At 70.0% G+C, this 17,688-nt stretch carries 18 protein-coding genes; 4 read left to right on the top strand and 14 right to left on the bottom strand.

What is annotated here, in order from left to right:
• Window positions 1–42: 42 nt before the first annotated feature.
• Genes VZL07_RS04625 through ligA form a run of 3 tightly spaced genes read right to left on the bottom strand, consistent with a single transcriptional unit; the run spans window position 43 to window position 2,804 of the window.
• Window positions 43–486: a DUF3052 family protein gene (locus VZL07_RS04625; RefSeq protein ID WP_426754116.1), complete on the bottom strand. Its 444-nt coding sequence runs from the start codon at window positions 484–486 to the stop codon at window positions 43–45.
• Complete coding sequence (locus tag VZL07_RS04620) at window positions 483–782, bottom strand: acylphosphatase (protein WP_426754115.1); 300 nt, start codon at window positions 780–782, stop codon at window positions 483–485. Before VZL07_RS04620 ends, VZL07_RS04625 begins: the two co-directional genes overlap by 4 nt.
• A gap of 3 nt (window positions 783–785) precedes the next feature.
• Window positions 786–2,804 (bottom strand): NAD-dependent DNA ligase LigA, encoded by a 2,019-nt coding sequence (ligA, locus tag VZL07_RS04615; RefSeq protein WP_426754114.1) that lies wholly within the window; start codon window positions 2,802–2,804, stop codon window positions 786–788.
• A gap of 530 nt (window positions 2,805–3,334) precedes the next feature.
• On the opposite strand from ligA, the gene rho reads away from it, so the two are divergent.
• Both rho and VZL07_RS04605 read left to right on the top strand, forming a co-directional pair.
• Window positions 3,335–4,957, top strand: a complete 1,623-nt coding sequence (rho, locus tag VZL07_RS04610; protein ID WP_426754113.1) for a transcription termination factor Rho — start codon at window positions 3,335–3,337, stop codon at window positions 4,955–4,957.
• Between the two features lie 26 nt (window positions 4,958–4,983).
• Window positions 4,984–5,295: a hypothetical protein gene (locus tag VZL07_RS04605; RefSeq protein WP_426754112.1), complete on the top strand. Its 312-nt coding sequence runs from the start codon at window positions 4,984–4,986 to the stop codon at window positions 5,293–5,295.
• A gap of 3 nt (window positions 5,296–5,298) precedes the next feature.
• Here the strand turns inward: VZL07_RS04605 and VZL07_RS04600 are convergent, their stop codons facing one another.
• The 4 genes from VZL07_RS04600 to VZL07_RS04585 form a co-directional block, all read right to left on the bottom strand.
• Complete coding sequence (locus tag VZL07_RS04600) at window positions 5,299–6,522, bottom strand: AI-2E family transporter (protein ID WP_426754111.1); 1,224 nt, start codon at window positions 6,520–6,522, stop codon at window positions 5,299–5,301.
• 98 nt (window positions 6,523–6,620) lie between these two features.
• On the bottom strand, window positions 6,621–7,079 hold the full coding sequence (locus tag VZL07_RS04595) for a hypothetical protein (RefSeq protein WP_426754110.1): 459 nt from the start codon (window positions 7,077–7,079) through the stop codon (window positions 6,621–6,623).
• Between the two features lie 25 nt (window positions 7,080–7,104).
• Entirely contained in the window at window positions 7,105–7,587 is a 483-nt protein-coding gene (locus VZL07_RS04590; protein ID WP_426754109.1) for a hypothetical protein, read from the bottom strand.
• 16 nt (window positions 7,588–7,603) lie between these two features.
• Window positions 7,604–8,359 carry a glutamine amidotransferase gene (locus VZL07_RS04585; RefSeq protein ID WP_426754108.1) on the bottom strand — a complete coding sequence of 252 codons (756 nt, stop codon included), beginning with the start codon at window positions 8,357–8,359 and terminating at the stop codon, window positions 7,604–7,606.
• Between the two features lie 209 nt (window positions 8,360–8,568).
• On the opposite strand from VZL07_RS04585, the gene VZL07_RS04580 reads away from it, so the two are divergent.
• On the top strand, window positions 8,569–10,032 hold the full coding sequence (locus VZL07_RS04580) for a glutamine synthetase family protein (protein WP_426754107.1): 1,464 nt from the start codon (window positions 8,569–8,571) through the stop codon (window positions 10,030–10,032).
• A gap of 23 nt (window positions 10,033–10,055) precedes the next feature.
• Window positions 10,056–11,240 carry an iron-containing alcohol dehydrogenase gene (locus VZL07_RS04575; RefSeq protein WP_426754106.1) on the top strand — a complete coding sequence of 395 codons (1,185 nt, stop codon included), beginning with the start codon at window positions 10,056–10,058 and terminating at the stop codon, window positions 11,238–11,240.
• A gap of 54 nt (window positions 11,241–11,294) precedes the next feature.
• Here the strand turns inward: VZL07_RS04575 and VZL07_RS04570 are convergent, their stop codons facing one another.
• The 7 genes from VZL07_RS04570 to VZL07_RS04540 all read right to left on the bottom strand — a co-directional run bounded on the left by VZL07_RS04570 (window position 11,295) and on the right by VZL07_RS04540 (window position 17,663).
• Window positions 11,295–11,855: a hypothetical protein gene (locus VZL07_RS04570; protein ID WP_426754105.1), complete on the bottom strand. Its 561-nt coding sequence runs from the start codon at window positions 11,853–11,855 to the stop codon at window positions 11,295–11,297.
• Window positions 11,856–12,043: 188 nt separating this feature from the next.
• Window positions 12,044–12,922 carry a hypothetical protein gene (locus tag VZL07_RS04565; protein ID WP_426754104.1) on the bottom strand — a complete coding sequence of 293 codons (879 nt, stop codon included), beginning with the start codon at window positions 12,920–12,922 and terminating at the stop codon, window positions 12,044–12,046.
• Window positions 12,923–13,051: 129 nt separating this feature from the next.
• Window positions 13,052–14,902, bottom strand: coding sequence for an ArnT family glycosyltransferase (locus VZL07_RS04560; protein WP_426754103.1), 1,851 nt, complete (start codon window positions 14,900–14,902; stop codon window positions 13,052–13,054).
• On the bottom strand, window positions 14,899–15,849 hold the full coding sequence (locus VZL07_RS04555; RefSeq protein ID WP_426754102.1) for a hypothetical protein: 951 nt from the start codon (window positions 15,847–15,849) through the stop codon (window positions 14,899–14,901). The genes VZL07_RS04560 and VZL07_RS04555 overlap by 4 nt, the downstream gene beginning before the upstream one ends.
• Window positions 15,836–16,348, bottom strand: a complete 513-nt coding sequence (locus tag VZL07_RS04550) for a hypothetical protein (RefSeq protein ID WP_426754101.1) — start codon at window positions 16,346–16,348, stop codon at window positions 15,836–15,838. The genes VZL07_RS04555 and VZL07_RS04550 overlap by 14 nt, the downstream gene beginning before the upstream one ends.
• An 82-nt stretch (window positions 16,349–16,430) precedes the next feature.
• A complete protein-coding gene (locus VZL07_RS04545; protein WP_426754100.1) occupies window positions 16,431–17,375 on the bottom strand; it encodes a CarD family transcriptional regulator in 945 nt (314 codons plus the stop codon).
• A gap of 81 nt (window positions 17,376–17,456) precedes the next feature.
• Complete coding sequence (locus VZL07_RS04540; RefSeq protein ID WP_426754099.1) at window positions 17,457–17,663, bottom strand: hypothetical protein; 207 nt, start codon at window positions 17,661–17,663, stop codon at window positions 17,457–17,459.
• Between the last annotated feature and the right edge of the window lie 25 nt (window positions 17,664–17,688).

The raw sequence follows: 17,688 nt of genomic DNA, 5'->3' as shown, positions 1-17,688 counted from the left end.
ATCCACTGTCAGGCAGATGCCGGGTGGCTACCCGGCAGGGCATCAGGCCTGGGCAGGGGCTTGCTTGCGCTCCCCTGGCTTGTCCAGCCGCCCACGGGGCCGCCGCACCAGCCGCAGGCCCGTCCAGGTCGCGTCGATGGTGCAGATTTTGTTGTCCACCAGACCGATGTCCAGGGCCGCGTGGCGGACGAAGTCCTCGGAGAGGCCCCGGCGGATGCCTTCGCCACCCGGCCAGCACACCCAGATGCCGCCCGTCAGCGCCATGGCGCGGGCCAGGGCGGGCAGCCGCTGCACCAGCTCCTGGGGGTCCTGGGTGAAGAAGAGGATGACATCCAGGCCCGTCACCGCGGTGATGAGGAACTCCACCCCGTCCGGCAGCGGGTTGAGCTTCTGGACGAAGCCCCGCGGCGGGTTGATGACGGACACCTTGGACCCGGCCCGGATGCCCAGCATCGCCGGGAGGGAGGCCAGCGCGTAGGGCGTCATGACGTGCGCTCCACCTTGAATTGACTGAACTCGCCGGTGGCCTCGCCGTCCGTGCGCTGAACGCCCGAGACCCGGGCTTGCGGCGGACCGCGATGACACCAGCGGATGAAATCCTCGAGCACGGCGGGCTCACCCTCCACGACGGCCTCCACGGCCCCATCCGGCCGGTTGCGCACCCAGCCTGTCAGACCCAGGCGTGTGGCTTCAACGCGGGCGCTCTCCCGGAAGAAGACGCCCTGCACCTTGCCTTCGATGCGCAGCGTGGCTCGCCGCGTGCCGCTCATGGACCGCCCCATGCTCTAGGCGCTGGCCTGCAGCATCTGCAGGAACGCCTGCTCGTCCAGGATTCTTACCCCGAGTTCCTGGGCCTTCTTCAGCTTGCTGCCCGCATCCTCGCCCGCCACCACGAAATCGGTCTTGCGCGAGACACTTCCGGCGACCTTGCCGCCCCGCCGCTCGACCTCCTCCTTGGCCTGCTCCCGAGTCATACCCGTCATGGCCCCGGTGAGCACCACCGACTTGCCCACGAAGGGGCCTCCCGTGGCGACCTGGGGCGCCGCGGGGGTGACGCCCGCGGCCAGGAGCGCGCGGATGGCCTCCTGGTTCTGGGGTTCCTGGAAGAAGGTGTGGATGACCTGGGCCATGATGGGACCCACGTCCTTCACGCGGGAGATGTCCTCCAGGCTGGCGCTGAAGAGCTTCTCCGACGCTGGGAAGGCCTCCGCCAGCGCCTTGGCGGTGGCGTCACCCACGTGACGGATGCCCAGGGCATAGAGGAAGCGCCGCTGCGTGGTCTGCTTGGAGCGCTCCAGCGCGGAGATGAGGTTGTCGGCGCTCTTGTCGCCCATGCGCTCCAGTGTCAGCAGCTTCTCCTTGGTGAGCGCGTAGAGGTCCGCGAACGTCTTCACCATGCCGGTGGACACCAGCTGTGCGGCCAGCTTGTCGCCCAGGCCCTCGATGTCCATGGCCAGGCGGCTGGCGAAGTGGCGAATCTTCTCCACCAGCTGTGCGGGGCACGAGGCGCCGGTGCAGCGGATGATGGCGCCGTCCTCGTCCTTGGTCGCCACCGCGTTGCAGACGGGGCAGTGCTTGGGGAACTCGAACGGGGTGGAGCCCTCGGGGCGCTTGGACAGCACCACGGAGACGATCTCCGGAATCACGTCCCCGGCGCGGCGCACGAAGACGGTGTCGCCCTTGCGCACGTCCTTGCGGCGCAGCTCGTCCTCGTTGTGCAGGGTGGCGCGCGCCACCGTGACGCCGCCCACCTTCACCGGCTTCAGGTGCGCCACTGGCGTCAGCGCGCCCGTGCGGCCCACCTGGATGCCGATGTCCAGCACCTCGGTGGACTCCTCCTCGGGCGGGAACTTGTAGGCCACCGCCCAGCGGGGGCTCTTGGACACCTGGCCCAGGCGCTTGCGCAGGTCCTCGTCGTCCACCTTCACCACCATGCCGTCCACCTCGAAGGGCAGCTCGTGGCGGCCCTTCAGGGAGGCGTCATAGGCGGCGCGCACGCCCTCCAGCCCCTCGGCGAGGCGGTACTGGTTGATGGGCAGGCCCAGCGTCTTCAGGTACTCCAGCTTCTCGACGTGCGTCTTGAACGCGGGCACGCCGTCGGTGGGGACGCACTCGTACAGGAAGACGGACAGCGGCCGGGACGCCGTCTCCTTCGGGTCGAGCTGACGCAGGCTGCCGGCGGCGGCGTTGCGCGGGTTGGCGAAGAGCGGCTCGCCCTCCTCCTCGCGCTTCTCGTTGAGCTTCTGGAAGTCCTTCTTGCGGATGAACACCTCGCCGCGCACCTCGAGGACCTCGGGCACCTTCACGCCGTCCTGGGGGAAGAGCGCCATGGGCAGGCTGCGGATGGTGCGCAGGTTGCCGGTGACGTCCTCGCCGGTGGTGCCATCGCCGCGCGTGGCGCCCTGGACGAAGGTGCCCTTCTCGTAGCGCAGGGCGATGGCGAGCCCATCCAGCTTCGGCTCGCAGACGTAGGTGACGGAGGGCTGGCCCACCAGCTTGCGGATGCGCTCGTCGAACTCGACGAGCCCCTGGTCCTCGAAGATGTTGGCCAGCGAGAGCATGGGCGCCCGGTGCACCACCTCACCGAACTCCTCGGCAGGCGCGCCGCCCACGCGCTGGGTGGGCGAGTCCGGCGTCTGGAGGCTCGGATGCTTCGCCTCCAGGTCCTGCAGCTCGCGCATCAGCTTGTCGTATTGCGCGTCGCTGACCTCGGGCGAGTCGAGGACGTAGTAACGGTAGTTGTGGTGCGCCAGCTCACGGTGGAGCTCACGGGCTCGGGCTGCGGCTTTCTGGAAGTCGTCCACGGTTCGCGGTCCTTACTCCAAAATCCACCGCGGCGGTGCGTGCCGCGGAAGGCGCCACTCTAGGGGGGCCGACTGACAAGGTCCGGTCGCCGCCTGGGCGTGAACCCGGCTCCAGGGGGAAGGGGACCTCGAGGGCCACGGGTTATCGCTGGGAGTGGCGCTGTCGCAGCGGCAACCCATCGGGTTCTCGGGCCGGGGCCCGGGGCCATTGTCGGCCCGCACCGACAGCCCGGAAATGGGGTGCCCCTGGGCGCTTGTTGGTCAGCAGGAAGCGGCGGAAACGCGGGCCTCAAGATGCCTTGACAGGCCCAGAGGCCGTCAATAACGTCCCTCGCGGTTCATGGCGCAGGCGTATCCGACGGCGCCGTCTCTTCTCCCAACCACAAGGCTCACGCCCGCGCAGTCCCTTCCTGGGATTCCGGCGGGGCCGTCCTCCTGGAAGGTGCTTCCGAGGGCCGCGCGGACGTCTCCCCCCGCCATACCACCCGTCCGAGTCCTCGGGCGCTTCATTCCTCCCAAGCGTTACAGACATGCGTAAAGCCCGTACTTCGAGAGAGAAGGCTGCCGACACCGATGTCGCCGTCGAGGCTGACACGGAGAAGCCCCGCCGCAAGCGCGCGGCGAAGACGGCGGAGCGGGACGAGGCCGAGAAGCCCGCCCGTGCCCGCCGCAGCACCCGACGCGACGACGAGTCTGGCGCCGAGGCCGAGGAGGCCCCCGCCGAGCCGCCTCGTCCCGTCCTGACCCCCATCTCCCGCCCCGTGCGGGACGACGACCTCCAGGAGGCCCGCATCTCTGGCGAGGCCGAAGAGCCGGCCGCCTCCCTGCCGCCTCCCCCGGAGGCCCCCGAGGCCCCCGCCATCACGGAAGTCACCCGTGACGGCGAGCCGATGCAGGTCATCAAGCTCAATGACCTGAAGCGGATGAAGATTACGGACCTGGCGAAGATGGCCCACGACGTGGGCATCGAGGGGTACCAGGGCTTGAAGAAGCAGGACCTCATCTTCGCGCTGCTGGGCGGCATTGCCGACAAGCGCTTCGAGGTCCATGCCGAGGGCGTGCTGGAATTGCTCAGCGACGGCTTTGGCTTCCTGCGCAGCGCGGACAGCGACTACCAGCCCAGCCCGGACGACATCTACGTGTCCCCGTCGCAGGTGCGTCGCTTCAACCTGCGTCCCGGCGACACGGTGACGGGCCCCATCCGCCAGCCCCGCGAGGGCGAGCGCTTCTTCGCGCTCCAGAAGGTGGACAAGGTCAACTTCGCGGACCCGATGTCGGACGCGGCGCGCGAGCGCATCCTGTTCGACAACCTCACGCCGCTCTATCCGACGCGCAAGCTCAAGCTGGAGCACGAGTCGTCGGAGATGACCACGCGCATCATCGACATGTTCTGCCCCATCGGCCTGGGCCAGCGCTGCCTCATCGTGGCGCCGCCGAAGGCCGGTAAGACGGTGCTGCTGCAGAACATCGCGCACGCCATCAGCCGCAACCACCCGGACGTCTACCTCATCGTTCTGCTCGTGGACGAGCGCCCGGAAGAGGTGACGGACATGGAGCGCAACGTGCGCGGCGAGGTGGTGTCGTCCACCTTCGACGAGCCCGCCACGCGCCACGTGCAGGTCGCGGAGATGGTCATCGACAAGGCCAAGCGCCTGGTCGAGCAGAAGTACGACGTCTGCATCCTGCTGGACTCCATCACCCGTCTGGCGCGCGCCTACAACACGGTGGTGCCCGCGTCCGGAAAGATTCTGTCCGGCGGCGTGGACGCCAACGCGCTCCACAAGCCCAAGCGCTTCTTCGGCGCGGCGCGCAACATCGAGGAGGGCGGCTCGCTGACCATCATCGGCACCGCGCTCATCGACACCGGCAGCCGCATGGACGAGGTCATCTTCGAGGAGTTCAAGGGCACCGGTAACTCCGAAATCGTCCTGGACCGGAAGCTGATGGAGAAGCGCATCTTCCCGACGCTGGACATCAACAAGTCCGGTACGCGCAAGGAGGAGCTGCTGCTCAGCCCGGGCGACCTGGTGCGCATCACCGCCCTGCGGCAGGTGCTCCACCCGTTCACCCCCATCGACGCCATGGAGTTCGTGCTCAAACACATGCGCCCCACCGCGTCGAATGCGGACTTCCTCGGGTCGATGAATCGGTAGAGATTGGTCTGAGCAAGGAGTGCCGATTGCTCAGACACGGACGTTTCCGCCTGCTCACCCTCGCGCTGGGGGTGACGCTGGGCGGTGGAGTGGGGTGTGACGGCCTGGAGGACCTGCCGCTGGGGGACGTGCCCCCGGGGCTGTCCGACCTGACGTGTTACACGGACGACGACTGCGTGCCCAATGCCTGCTGTGGGCTGGGCACCGCCGTCACGCACGCGGACGAGGGGCCGACCTGCAACGGGTCCTGCGACAGTGGCTGCCCGGACGGCACCCTCGACTGCGGGCGCTGCATCCCCACCTGCCGCGAGTCGCGTTGCGCCGCCGCCTGCCAGTAGGGCTCAGGCGGCGGGCGGCTGACGCTCGGCGGGCAGCGGGCCGGGCGTGGCCAGCGCCACGGCCGGCGCGGGCTGCGCCTTGAGCCGGGCGTAGTCGAAGCACGCCACCAGGATGGACGCCACGGGCACCGCGAAGAGCGCGCCCACCAGCCCGAAGAGCCGCTCCCCGGCGATGAGGGAGAAGGCGACGATGACGGGGTGGAGGTGCGCCGCCTGGCCCATGATTTTGGGGTTGAGGAAGTACGCCTCCACGGCGTGGATGCCGATGATCCACGCGAGAATCGCCAGCCCCTTCTGGAAGCCGTCCGCCAGGGCGATGAGGACGATGGGCACCGAGCTGAGGATGGTGCCGAAGATGGGGATGAGGCTGAAGAAGGTGGCGATGGTCGCCAGCAGGAAGGCGAACTTCACACCGAACAGCAAGAGCCCGGCGAAGGTCAGCGCGCCGTTGACGATGCAGATGGTGACCTGCCCGCGCACCACGCCGGACAGCGAGCGGTCGATGCGCTCCAGCAGCTGCCGCGCGTCGTCGGCGTACTCCGGCGGAATCAGCGTGCCGAAGTAGTGGCGGATGGCGTGCGCGTCGATGGAGAAGAACGCGGCCACCATCAGCACGAAGAAGAGCATGAAGACGCCCGCGGCCACGCTGGTGACGATGCTGCGGGACATGTTGACGATGTCGCCCAGGTTCTCCTGTACCAGGACGGAGACGCGCTTCGCCGCGTCGCCCAGGAACTGCTCCAGGTCCAGCGCGAAGCCGAAGCCTCCGTTGCTGGTGCCCGCGTCGGCGCCCTCCAGCGCGCGGTTGGACAGCGCCACCGGGATGCCCCGCGTGCTGAGCCACGTCTCCGCGCGCTGGGCGAGCTCCTGGATGTGCTCCGGAGTGAGCGTGTTGGCGAACGACACCGCCTCGCGGCTGACGCGCGAAATCTCGCGGTAGAGCTGGGGCACCAGCGCGACGAAGAAGAGGTACACGCCCACGAAGAAGCCGGCGTAGATGAGCAGCAGCGCCGCCCAGCGAGGCACCGGCCGGCCAGCCACCTTCACCCGGGTGATGCGCCCCACCAGCGGCTGCACCAGGTACGCGATGAGCGCGGCGCCCGCGAAGGGCATCACCACCGAGCGGAAGGCCAGCAGGAGCAGCACCATGCTCAGCCACAGCGCTCCCAGCAGGAGCAGGCGATTGCGTCGGACGGCGGAGGTGGCGGTGTCCTGGGGCTGCGACATGGTGAGGTTGGCTTACGGCAGTGCCTTGCCTGTGACAAGGGCCGCCACGAGAGAGGCGCCCGGGCGCGACTGATGCCCGCTCAACACTTCCTGGGGGCTCAGGCGCTCGGCAGCTGGATGCCGCTCAGCTTGGACTGGAGCCGCTCCAGGCAGTCGCGCATGTGCTTGCGCTTGATGCGCCCCTCGGTGGCCTCGCCCAGGCCCAGCATCTGCTCGGTGAGCCAGCGGCTGAGGAACAGCAGGGCCACCCGGTCGTCCGGCGCCAGGCCCCGCTCCAGGTAGCGCTTGTTGCGCATGTAGTCGTCGTAGGCGTCCGTCTCGCGCGCCAGCTCCCACTGGGCCAGACGGAAGGCCTCCCGGTAGACGGCCGGAGCGGGGCGGGGCCTGGGCTCGGTGAAGAGCGGCGCGAAGCTGCCGCCGGTGTCCAGGTCCAGCTCCTGGACGGGCGGCGGCCACTGCAGCAGGTCCTTGTGCAGCAGCTTCGCCACCTCCTCCAGGAGGTGGTCCACCAGGGAAACCGGTTTGAGGTCGAAGAGATGGTCCCAGCGTGACGCCATGGCCTCTTCTCTATCGCAAATGCCCTCAAAAGCCGGCGTCTGCCGTGCCCGCGTCGGGGACCCCGCCGTCATCCGTGCCCGCGTCGGTGCCGCCGTCGCCGGTGCCCGGGTTCTGGCAGCAGGCGGGCACCTGCGCGAAGTACAGCGCCGACTGGGAGCAGGAGACGCGGATGTTGCGGCGGTGGGCGCCGCAGCCGGTGACGAAGCGGTCGTCGCCGCAGGTGGGCGGGGCCGCGGTCGCCGGGTCGCAGACCTCCAGGGTGACGGCGCACACCGCGCGCGAGCGGTAGAAGCGGGCGTCACCGCGGTCGCCCGGGACGACGGTGCACGTCGTGCCCTGGGTGCATTCCTGGAGGATGGGGCCGCTCGAGCAGGGGCCCACGGTGCATTCGGGCTCACAGTTGAGGGCTTCCGAGCCGTCACAGCGCGGCGCCTCGTCGCAGAGGTCCTCCGAGCAGGCGCTGGTGAAGAGGGCGAGGAGCAGGGTCGGCAGGGCGAGTCGGGACACGGGGGCCTCTTGCGGGTCAGGAGAAACGCTCGAGGAAGTTCAGCAAGATTCGGCGGCCCGCGGGAGACGGCGTGAGCCCCGCCAGCAACTGGCGAACATGTTCTCCCGGCGCGGCGCCGCGAGCCACGGCGGCCTGCTCCAGGCCTTCCCGGCGCGCCTCGATGACGGCGCGCATGGCGTCCACGCCCGCCTCCGGATGGAACTGCACGCCGCGCACGTTGGGCCGGAAGGCCAGCGCCTGCGCGGCCGTGTTCGCGTTGCCCGCGAGCACCTGGGCGCCTCCGGGCACCTGCGACACGATGTCCTCGTGGGTCGCCTGCGCGGTGAAGCGCTCGGGCACGCCGTCGAAGAGCGGGTCCTGCCGCCCGGCCTCGGTGAGCGTCACCTGGATGCTGCCCGTCTCCCGGCCCTCGGGATTGCGCGACACGCGCCCGCCGTAGGCGCGCGCGAGCAGTTGCTGGCCGAAGCACACGCCGAGCACGGGCGTGCCCCGCTCACCGGCCTCCACCATGAACTCCGCGGCGCGCTCCATCCACGGCGCCAGCGCCGTCACCGACAGGGGCGAGCCCGTCATCATCACCGCGTCGTAGCGGTCCGCGCTCGTGGGCAGAGGCGCGCCCCGGTGCACCGGGACGATGTCGAAGCGGTAGCCGGACAGTCCAATGGTTTGCAGAAACCACCGGTCATAGTCGCCGACGGAGACGCGCACGGAGGCGGCCGCGTCGCCGGCTTTCAGCAAGAGGACGTTCTTCACCGCCGCAGGTTGCCGCATCGCATCCCTATTCCTACCGTGTCATGCCCCGCGTGTTCGTTCCTGACCAGTGTGTGTGGAACGCGCCCGTGTGCTCCGAGGTTTCCACATGACCGGCGCTCGTTGGCTCAACTCCCCACCCACCGTCCCCAGTCTGCGCACGAGCGGGCGGCGGGTGGAGTCCCCCGAGGGACGCCGGGCGTCTTCCACCGAGAGAGGGGATTGATTCCATGCCGACGCGACCGAAGGCGAAGGTGCTCACCCATCCCGCGATGGCCCGCCGGATGCGGGGCAAGGCGTCGCGTGCGCCCGCGCGAGGCAGCGCCGGACGGGAGGCCGCGGGCGTGGACTCGCTGCGGCGGTGGCTGGACGAGAAGGGCATCAAGAAGGTGAAGGTGGGCGCGGTGGACGTCGATGGCGTCTGGCGCGGCAAGTACATCTCCCTGGAGAAGTTCCTCAGCGCGGCCAAGGGCGGCCTGGGCTTCTGCGATGTCGTCTTCGGGTGGGATTTGAGCGACGACCTGCTCGACAACACCGAGGTGACGGGCTGGCACACCGGCTACCCGGACGCCCACGCGAAGGTGGACCTGTCCACCGGGCGTGTCATTCCCTGGGAGCCGGACACGGCGGCCTTCCTGCTCGACTTCCAGAACCCCGACGGCACGCCCTTCGAGGCGAGCCCCCGTCAGCTCCTGCAGAAGGTGGCGGCCCGCGCACGCTCGCTGGGCTATCTGCCGCGCTTCGGCGCGGAGTACGAGTTCTTCATCTTCAAGGAGCAGCCGCAGAGCCTGAAGGACAAGGGCTTCCAGGGGCTGACGCCGCTGACGCCGGGCATGTTCGGCTACTCGTGGCTGCGCACCTCGCTCAACGCGCCGCTGGTGCACGCGCTCATCGACGGGTGCAACGACTTCGGGCTGGGCCTGGAAGGCTTCCACACGGAGACGGGACCGGGCGTCTTCGAGGCCGCCATCCGCTACGACGACATCGAGGCGTCGGCGGACAAGGCCGCGCTGTTCAAGACGGTGGTGAAGGAAATCTGCGCCCGCCACGGCCTCACCGCGTGCTTCATGGCGAAGGTGAACGCGAAGCTGCCAGGGTGCTCGGGGCACGTGCACCAGTCGCTGTGGGACCTCGACGGCGAGCACAACCTCTTCCACGACGCGAAGGCGCCGGACGGCATGAGCAAGCTGCTGCGCCACTACGTCGGCGGGCAGGTGGCGCTGATGCCGGAGCTCACCGCGCTCTACTGGCCCACCATCAACAGCTACAAGCGCAGCGTGGAGAACACGTGGGCGCCCACCACCGTGACGTGGGGCCTGGAGAACCGCACCACCGCCATCCGCGTCATCGGGGAGAACGCCAAGGCGATGCGCATCGAGTACCGGCAGCTCGGCGCGGACATGAATGCGTACATCGGCATGGCGGCCAGCCTGGCCGCGGGCCTGTGGGGCATCGAGCACGAGGTGGAGCCGCCGCCGCCGTGTGACGCCAACGCCTACGCGAAGAACGACGCGCAGCCCTTGCCGCGCAGCCTGAAGGACGCGGTGGCGTTGCTGAAGAGCAGCGAGCGCGCGAGGGAATTGCTGGGGGACGGCTTCGTGGACCACTTCGTGCGCACGCGCGAATGGGAGGTGCGTCAGTACGAGCGCGCCGTCACCAACTGGGAGCTGGAGCGTTACCTGGAGCTCATCTGATGAGCGCGAAAGAGGCAGCCGCCATGAAGCCGTTCGACCTTCCCTCCGAGCCGCGGGTCACCGAGATGGCGTGGCCCACGCGCATCGTCTTCGGTGCTGGCGCGTTGCTGCGCCTGCCCGCGCAGGCCCAGCGCCTGGGCATCCAGCGTCCGCTGCTGGTGACGGACGCGGGCGTGGTGAAGGCGGGACTGTGCGCGCGCGTGGTGGACGTGCTCAAGACGGCGGGGCTGGCCTGCGAAGTCTTCGACCGCGTGGAGCCCAACCCCACCGAGCGCGACGTCTTCGCGGGGCTGGAGGCGTACCGGAGCCATTCCTGTGACGGCATCGTCGCGCTGGGCGGCGGCAGCGCCCTGGACGCGGGCAAGCTGATTCAGCTCCTCACCACGCACGAGCCTCCGCTCAGCCGCTACGACGACGCGAAGGGCGGGGACCAGTACGTGCGCGATGACCTGCCGCCGCTCATCGCCATTCCCACCACCGCGGGCACCGGCTCCGAGGTGGGGCGCTCGGGCGTGGTGACGCTGGAGGACACGGGCCGCAAAACGGTCATCTTCAGCCCGCACCTGCTGCCGCGCGCCGCCATCTGCGACCCGGAGCTGACGCTGGGACTGCCCCCGGGCGTCACGGCGGCCACGGGCATGGATGCCTTCACCCACTGCCTGGAAGCCTACCTGGCCAATGGCTTCCACCCGCTGGCGGACGCGGTGGCCATCGACGGCATCCACCGCGTGGGCCGCTCGCTGGAGACGGCGGTGCGCGACGGCAAGGACCTGGCCGCGCGCACGGACATGATGGTGGCGGCCATGGAGGGCGCCATGGCCTTCCAGAAGGGCCTGGGCGCCTGCCACGCGCTGGCGCACGCGCTCACGCCCATCTCCCAGCTGCACCACGGGCTCGCCAACGCCATCGTCCTGCCCGTGGTGATGGAGTTCAACCGCGCGGTCTGCACGGCGCGGCTGGCCCGGGTGGCGGTGGCCATGGGCGACACCTCGAACGCGCGCGAGGAGGTGCTCGCGGGGCAGGCCATCGACCGGGTCCGCAAGCTCAACGCGGCGGTGGGCATCCCCTCGCGGCTGCGCGACGCGGGTGTGCGGGAGCAGGACCTGCCTCGCATCGCGGAGAAGGCCTTTCAGGACGCGTCGCACCTGAGCAACCCGCGGAAGGTGACGGAAGCGGACCTGCTGGCCATGGCGCGCGAGGCGTACTGAGCGCGCCTGCACCGGGGGAGGGGACTCCCCCGGCTGACGATGGCGCAGGGCCCGTCAGGAGCCGTCTTCCATGGCGCCCAGGCCTCCGCCCGCGGTGCCGCCATCCGAGAGCACCGATGCGCCCGTGCCGTCCGCGCCGTCTCCCGCGGTGCCTGGCACCGCGGAGCCGCCTTCCTCGGGCGTAAACTCGAGCGTCTCCACGAACACCTGGCCGGGCAGGCGCAGGTCCATGGCGTTGATGCGCTCCTGGCCGCGCAGCTCGTAGAGCTGCTGCGCCACCGGGCCCGCCGGGATGCGCTCGTTGGAGAAGAAGATGTACATGCGCACCTTCCCCTCCTGGTACGGGATGCGGAAGCTCGTGTGGGCGACGGGCTTGTTCGCGTCACAGCGGATGGAGCGGTTCTCCCGCGTCAGCGTCAGCTGCCGGATGACGCCCTTCTCCGACACCGTGTACAGCATGCAATAGGGGAGCTGACCCTCGGAGGGGATGACCTCCACGGTCGTTGGCCCCGTCTTCCGCAGCTGCGCGCGCGCGGGCCTGTCCGTCGACTTCTTCCCGTCACAAGCCACGCCACACAGCGCGGCCACCACCAGCAACCCAGTCCAGCGCTTCATGTGTCCCTCCCGGGGTGTGGGCGCGTCTTCACCCGCGCGTCCAGATTACTTCGGAGCGTCAGCCCCCGGGGAGGGAAGGGGGTGTTCATGAGCGGCGCGCATGGACGACAACGACCGCCAGTGCACACCGCAAGCGGACGGGCGCGCCCAGGCATGGCGTCATGCCCTGGAGGGCAAGGTGCCGGCGTTCAGGGACAGCCGGAGCTGACCTGGAGCGCGTCGTAGGCCATCCACCCGTTGCGCTTGGTGCCCGTGGCGGCGATGACATAGCCGTAGAGGAACTTCATCGTCCCGGACTGCTGGCGGTAGCGGCCGGCGCTGTCCTGCACCCAGAGGGGGATGTCGATGGACGGCACGCCGTGCTCGGTGGGCACGGCCAGCCGCTGGAACTTCGTGCCCGCCGGGAAGTGGTCCACCGCGGGGCCTCCGAGCGCGAAGCCCGGTACGTTGAACACCAGGTTGACCGAGCGCAGCCCATTGGCGCGCACCAGCGGGAGGTAGTCGCCCGCGCGCTCGTGGGTCGCCGTGCTGTCGTGGACGACCTTCTTCAGCTCCAGGGTGGCGTCGTGCGAGTTGCGCACGGCATAGCAGCCCAGCTTCGCCAGCCCCGCTCCCAGCGCCGACACGTGACCGACCTTCTGCTCGAAGGACGTGCGCCCCAGGATGCTGGAGATGGGCAGCCATCCGGCGCTGGAGTTGGACGTGGACACCGCGAAGGCGTGCTTCTCACCGGCGAAGGTGCGCGTCTGCCCGTGGTTGAAGGCCGCGCTCGTGCGTGTGTTGGTGCCCACCACCGTGCCGTTTCCATCCCGGATGGGCACGCCCGTCACCAGTCCCCAGTTGTCGTCCTCGGGGGCGTTGGTGGGCACGCGATTGCCGCCGGACGCCTGGAGCTTGCAGTTGTAGGGGCTGACCAGACAGTAGGTGCCATTCACACCGGAGAACGCCGCCTGCACCTGGGATGTGAAGGCTTCGCCCGTTCCTGCGGTGGCCTCGAGCGGAGCATCGCCTCCACAAGCCGCGGCCATGAGCGTCACTGCGATGAAGGCAGGGAGTGGGATTCGCATCACGGGATAGGAGTTCGACAGGAATTGAGAATCAAGTGAGCGATTGGGCGGGCTTGTCGGAAGGCTGGTGAATGGTCAATGACAGACACCTCGCCCGCAGCGCGGCCTTTGGGGGGACGGGCTCGACGACTACCGCGTCTCTGGACGCACGTAGACGACCACCTGCGGCGTCTCGTCCAGGTAGAGCCCCGTCACCGGCGTGCGCGTGCCGAAGGCCTGCCACGTGAGGAACTCGTGCTCACGGAACTCCTGGTGGTACTGGTACGCGACGATGTCCGCGTCGGCGGGGCTGCCCACCGCGCGCAGGTCCGGGCGCAGCAGGCCGTTGCGCTGGTAGTCCCGGAACGAGCCGCCGTGCACCTCGTGCAGGTACAGCCGCGCGCCCTGCTTCGCGTGGGCGTTGATCCACGGCAGCACGCCCGTCACGTGGCTGGACCAGAACTGCCGCTGCATGCCCAGGGTGGCCGCGCCCGGCAGCCCGCCCGCGAGTTCCGAGTACGCCGCCGTCCCGTAGGGGAACACGCGCACCGAGTACACCAGCGCGGGCGCCAGCAGCACCGCGAACACCGGCGCGGCCACCGCGGCCTGGGGCAGCGAGGGCCACTTCACCTTCAGCCGCTCCCACAGCGCCGTGCAGCCCCGGGCCACCGCGGCGCCCGCGAGGATGCCCAGGAACACCATGGACGGGAACCAGTGCTTCACCCCGCCGAAGTGCGGCACCTGCGGGTGGCTGATGATGAGGATGGAGGCCAGGGCATTCACGCCCACCAGCACCTCGGTCATCGTCACCGGGCGCTCCACCCAGGCGCGCGTGCGCTCGAAGGCGCCCAGCACCGCCCGGGCCACCAGCGCCACCAGCCCCGTCACCATGGGGACGAAGAGGCTGGTGGGCACCGTCAGCGCCGTCTTCACCACGACGTAGGCGAGCGGGAAGGGCGGCTCGCGCAGCAGCTGGTTCAGGTAGAACCAGGCGTAGTGGTTGTGCTTGGCGTGGAAGGCCAGGTACCACGCGGTGCGGTCCACCGGGTGGTGCCACAGGTAGGGCCAGTGCAGGTAGAAGATGACGGGCCCCAGCACCGCCATGGCGGCGATGGGCACCAGCGCCCGCGTCACCGGCGCGCTCACCTTGTCCACGCCCCGGAGCACCCACGCGCCGCCCACGGCGAGACCGGCGAACAGCAGTGTATGCGGGCTGAGCAGCAGGAACTTCCGCTGGAAGCCCTCGCCGCCGCCCAGCGACAGCACCAGCAGCCCGTAGAAGACGGCCACCGCGGCGAACACGCCCACGAAGCGGCCCAGCCACGCGCGGGCCTCGGGCTGGCCCTCGCTCTCGCTCCAGGCGCGCCACAGCGCGAAGGGCGTCAGCACGAAGGGGAGGAACAGCGCGTTGTGCTTGGTGGCCAGCGTCAGGCCAAAGGCCACGCCGCACCACAGGCCCCACTTCTTGTCCTCGAGCGCGCGCCAGAAGCAGTAGACGACCAGCAGCCACATGGCGGCCACGGGCACGTCGAAGCACGCCAGCTCCGCGTTGAAGTACTGCCGCGGCACCAGCAGGAAGGCGAAGGCCGCGAACAGCCCGGCGATGCGGCCGTACATCGCGCTGCCCAGCAGGAACGTCAGCGCGGGAATCAGCGCCGCCATGGCGAAGGCGGGGAGGCGGAACGCCGTCGCCGAGCGCATCCACCCGAGCCCCGTGTGGAAGAGCAGGTGGCTCAGGCCGAACAGCGCCTTCATCAGCACCGGGTGCTCGTGGTTGTAGTCCCACGCCCGGACGATGGCCGCGTCCGTCAGCGCGCGGGCCGGTGAACGGAAGAGCTGCCGGAACCAGTTCGCGTAGCTCTCCCCGGCGATGAAGTAGACGCTCTCGTCGCGCGTGTAGCCCACCGCGGACTCCGTCAGCCACAGCGCCGCGAAGGCCAGCACCCACAGGGCCCAGGCCAGGTGCTTCTCGTCGCGCGTGGGGGCGCGTCCTCGCATCATCCGCGCACCCCCACCTCGGGCTCCACGGCCAGCACGTCCAGGCACACCTGCCGCCGGTCCGCGTTGTCCGCCTGCACCCAGATTTTCACCGTGTGCGGCGCACCGTCCGGGAGGCGGACCTCGGCCTTCTGCACGCCTTCCAGGCCCGGGGGAATGGCGAGCGACAGCAGCCGCGCGCCGCTCGTGGCGTCATCCACGCCCAGGTGCGTGGTGGACAGGCGCGCGTCCTTGGGAAAGGCGTGCTCGAAGATGATGCCGCCCTCCAGCCGCAGGCCCAGCCCGCCGGGCACGCCGTCCAGCTCCGCCACCAGCCGCTGCTTGCCGCCGGGCGCGTGCATCCACAGGCAGCGCCGCGGCTCGTAGAGGATTTCGTGCCACTCCGGTGCCACGTACAGGTGCGCGGGGCCGGGGCAGCGGTGCGCCTTGCCGTCGAAGGGGCAGTCCCGGCGCGTGCCGTCCGGCTGCTCCAGGTAAACGCGGGCGCGCGCGTAGGCATCCGTGGCGGTGAAGCGCCGCGGCCGGTGACGGCCGTTCTCATAGAGCGCCAGCGTCAGCGTGCCGTGCCGCGAAGCGGTGCCCACGGCGCGGCGCCCGGGCAGGAAGCGCACGAGGAATTCCGCCTCGTCCGAGCGCGGCAGCTCCGGCTGGCCCAGCACCCAGACGCGCGGGTGGGCGGACAGGTCGTCCTTGTCCGAGCCCAGGTAGCCGTACACCGGCAGCGTGGGCGGGACGAAGATGCGGGCGCGCTCGGTCCACCAGGGGAAGAGCAGCACCGCGTCGCCGGGCTGGCCTTCCGCCTGGAGGCGCTCGGCGACGGCGCGGTAGTCCGCCTCCGACGGGAGGCGGCCCGGCAGGCGCAGGTGGAACACCAGGCACAGGAGCGCGACGAGGAGGAGCCCCCCCAGCTCGACGAGGGGCAGCGCGCGCGTGACGCTAGGACTTGGCAAGGCGGATCTTCTGCTCGCTCTTTTCCCGGCAGAAGGTGCAGAAGATGGCCTCACCCTGGACGAAGGACGGCGTCCAGGGCGGGTACATCGAGCACCGCGGGTCCAGGCAGTGATGCAGCTCCCAGAGGTGGCCCAGCTGGTGGAGCGCGTGGCGGGAGACGGCCTTGAAGGCGCTCTCCAGGTCCTTGTGGGGCGCGATGCTGAGGATGGCGCGGTCCTTCCCCTGGCGCGCGAAGCCCGCCGTGGGCGCTACGCCGCTGGGCAGCTCGCGGTCCTTCAGCTTGCGCGAGGTGAGCAGCAGCACCTTGTCGTCCTTGTAGGAACGGATGCCCTTCACCTCGTCGAGCAGCTTCTCCGCATCCAGCGGCTCGGACATGCCCGGGGGCACCTCCGCGCTGCCGGAGTGCTCGCTGCCCACGCCGAACGCCGTGTAGAGCGTGCGGTTGAACTTCGCGAGTTGCTTGTCGTCGAAGGGGTCCAGCGTCACGACGCGAATCACGGGGCGTCACCTCGGCGGAAGGGCCCGGGGTGGTGCGGCCTCGCGCACCCACCCATGAGGGCCCGTCGGTCCATGGGGGCTGTCAGCTCTCACCCTCGGGGGGCTTCACCTTGGGCGGACGGCCGCGCTTCTTGGGCGCGGCGGGAGGCGCTCCTTCCACCTCGGGCGGCTTGGGCTTGGGCGGACGACCGCGCTTCTTGGGCGCGGGCGGCTCGGCGCCCTCGGCCGTGGCTTCCGGCTTGGGCTTGGGCGGGCGGCCCCGCTTCTTGGGGGCGGCGGGCTCGGCGCCCTCGGCGGCGGCCGTCTTCGCCTTGGGCGGGCGGCCGCGCTTCTTGGGAGCGGCCTCCTCGGAGGACTCGGCCTCCTCCTGCGCCTCGCCTTCCTCGGAGGGCTCCTCCTCGGCCGGCTCCTCGTCGGAGGGCAGGTCCAGGTCGCTGTCCAGGCCCAGCAGGTCGCTGTCCAGGTCCAGGTCGCCTTCCTCGCGCTGGAACTCGGCGGCGGTGCGCTTGGGGCGCTCGCGGCCGGGCGGGAAGAGGACGATGTCGATGGCGTCCTCGGCGTTGACCTCGGCGGTGCCCAGCGCGGCGGCGACCTCGGTCACCAGCAGGTGCCGGGCGTTGTCGTAGAGCTCACGCTCCTTGGTGGGCAGGGGGCGCAGCTCGCTGAGGACCTGGAGCCCCTTCACGACCTCGGCCAGGCCCATGATGCCGCCCTGGGTCATCCGGTCCAGGTTGGTGCGGGCTCGTTGCTTCCAGTCGAGGTCCGCCTTGTCGCTGTCCGAGCGGAGGAAGGCGAAGATGGCCTCCACGTCCTCGGCGGAGGCGACCTTGCGCACACCGATGGCGAGCACCTTGCCCTCGGGCACCATCACGACGGCGCCATCCTCTTCGCGGCGCATCGTGACGAAGGTGAGCCTCTGTCCCGCCACTTCCTTCACGTCGATGGCGGAGACGCGGCAGACTCCCTGGTTCGGATAGACGACCCGGTCGCCAACCGCGAGCTGGAGTGACGCGGACCCTTCAGGCATGTCCCCCTCACGGGTGAGGTTGGTGGGTTAACGTCGGAAGAGGCCCGGGCTTAGCACCGAGCCACGTCGGACGCCACGAGTTTACCGGTGGATTGCCGCCGTGCGTGCGTCGGCCTGTTGCGCCCGAAGGAGCGTGCTCAGCACCAGCTTCTGCCGGGCATCCAGCGCCGCCTCGACCTGTGCATCCGTTGGCTCCATCCCATTGACTCCCGGCCGGGCGTCCACGCGCGCGGCCAACCCCAGGGTTCCCAGCAGGCCGAACACGGCCACCGCCACCAGCTTCTTCATGGTGAGTCCTCCGTGGAGCCCAGGG

Origin of the sequence: Pseudomyxococcus flavus, from assembly GCF_050038885.1 — a bacterium.
GTDB lineage: Bacteria > Myxococcota > Myxococcia > Myxococcales > Myxococcaceae > Myxococcus > Myxococcus flavus.
The sequence above is the reverse complement of the archived record's forward strand: the minus strand, read 5'-3'. Positions and strand labels throughout refer to the sequence as shown.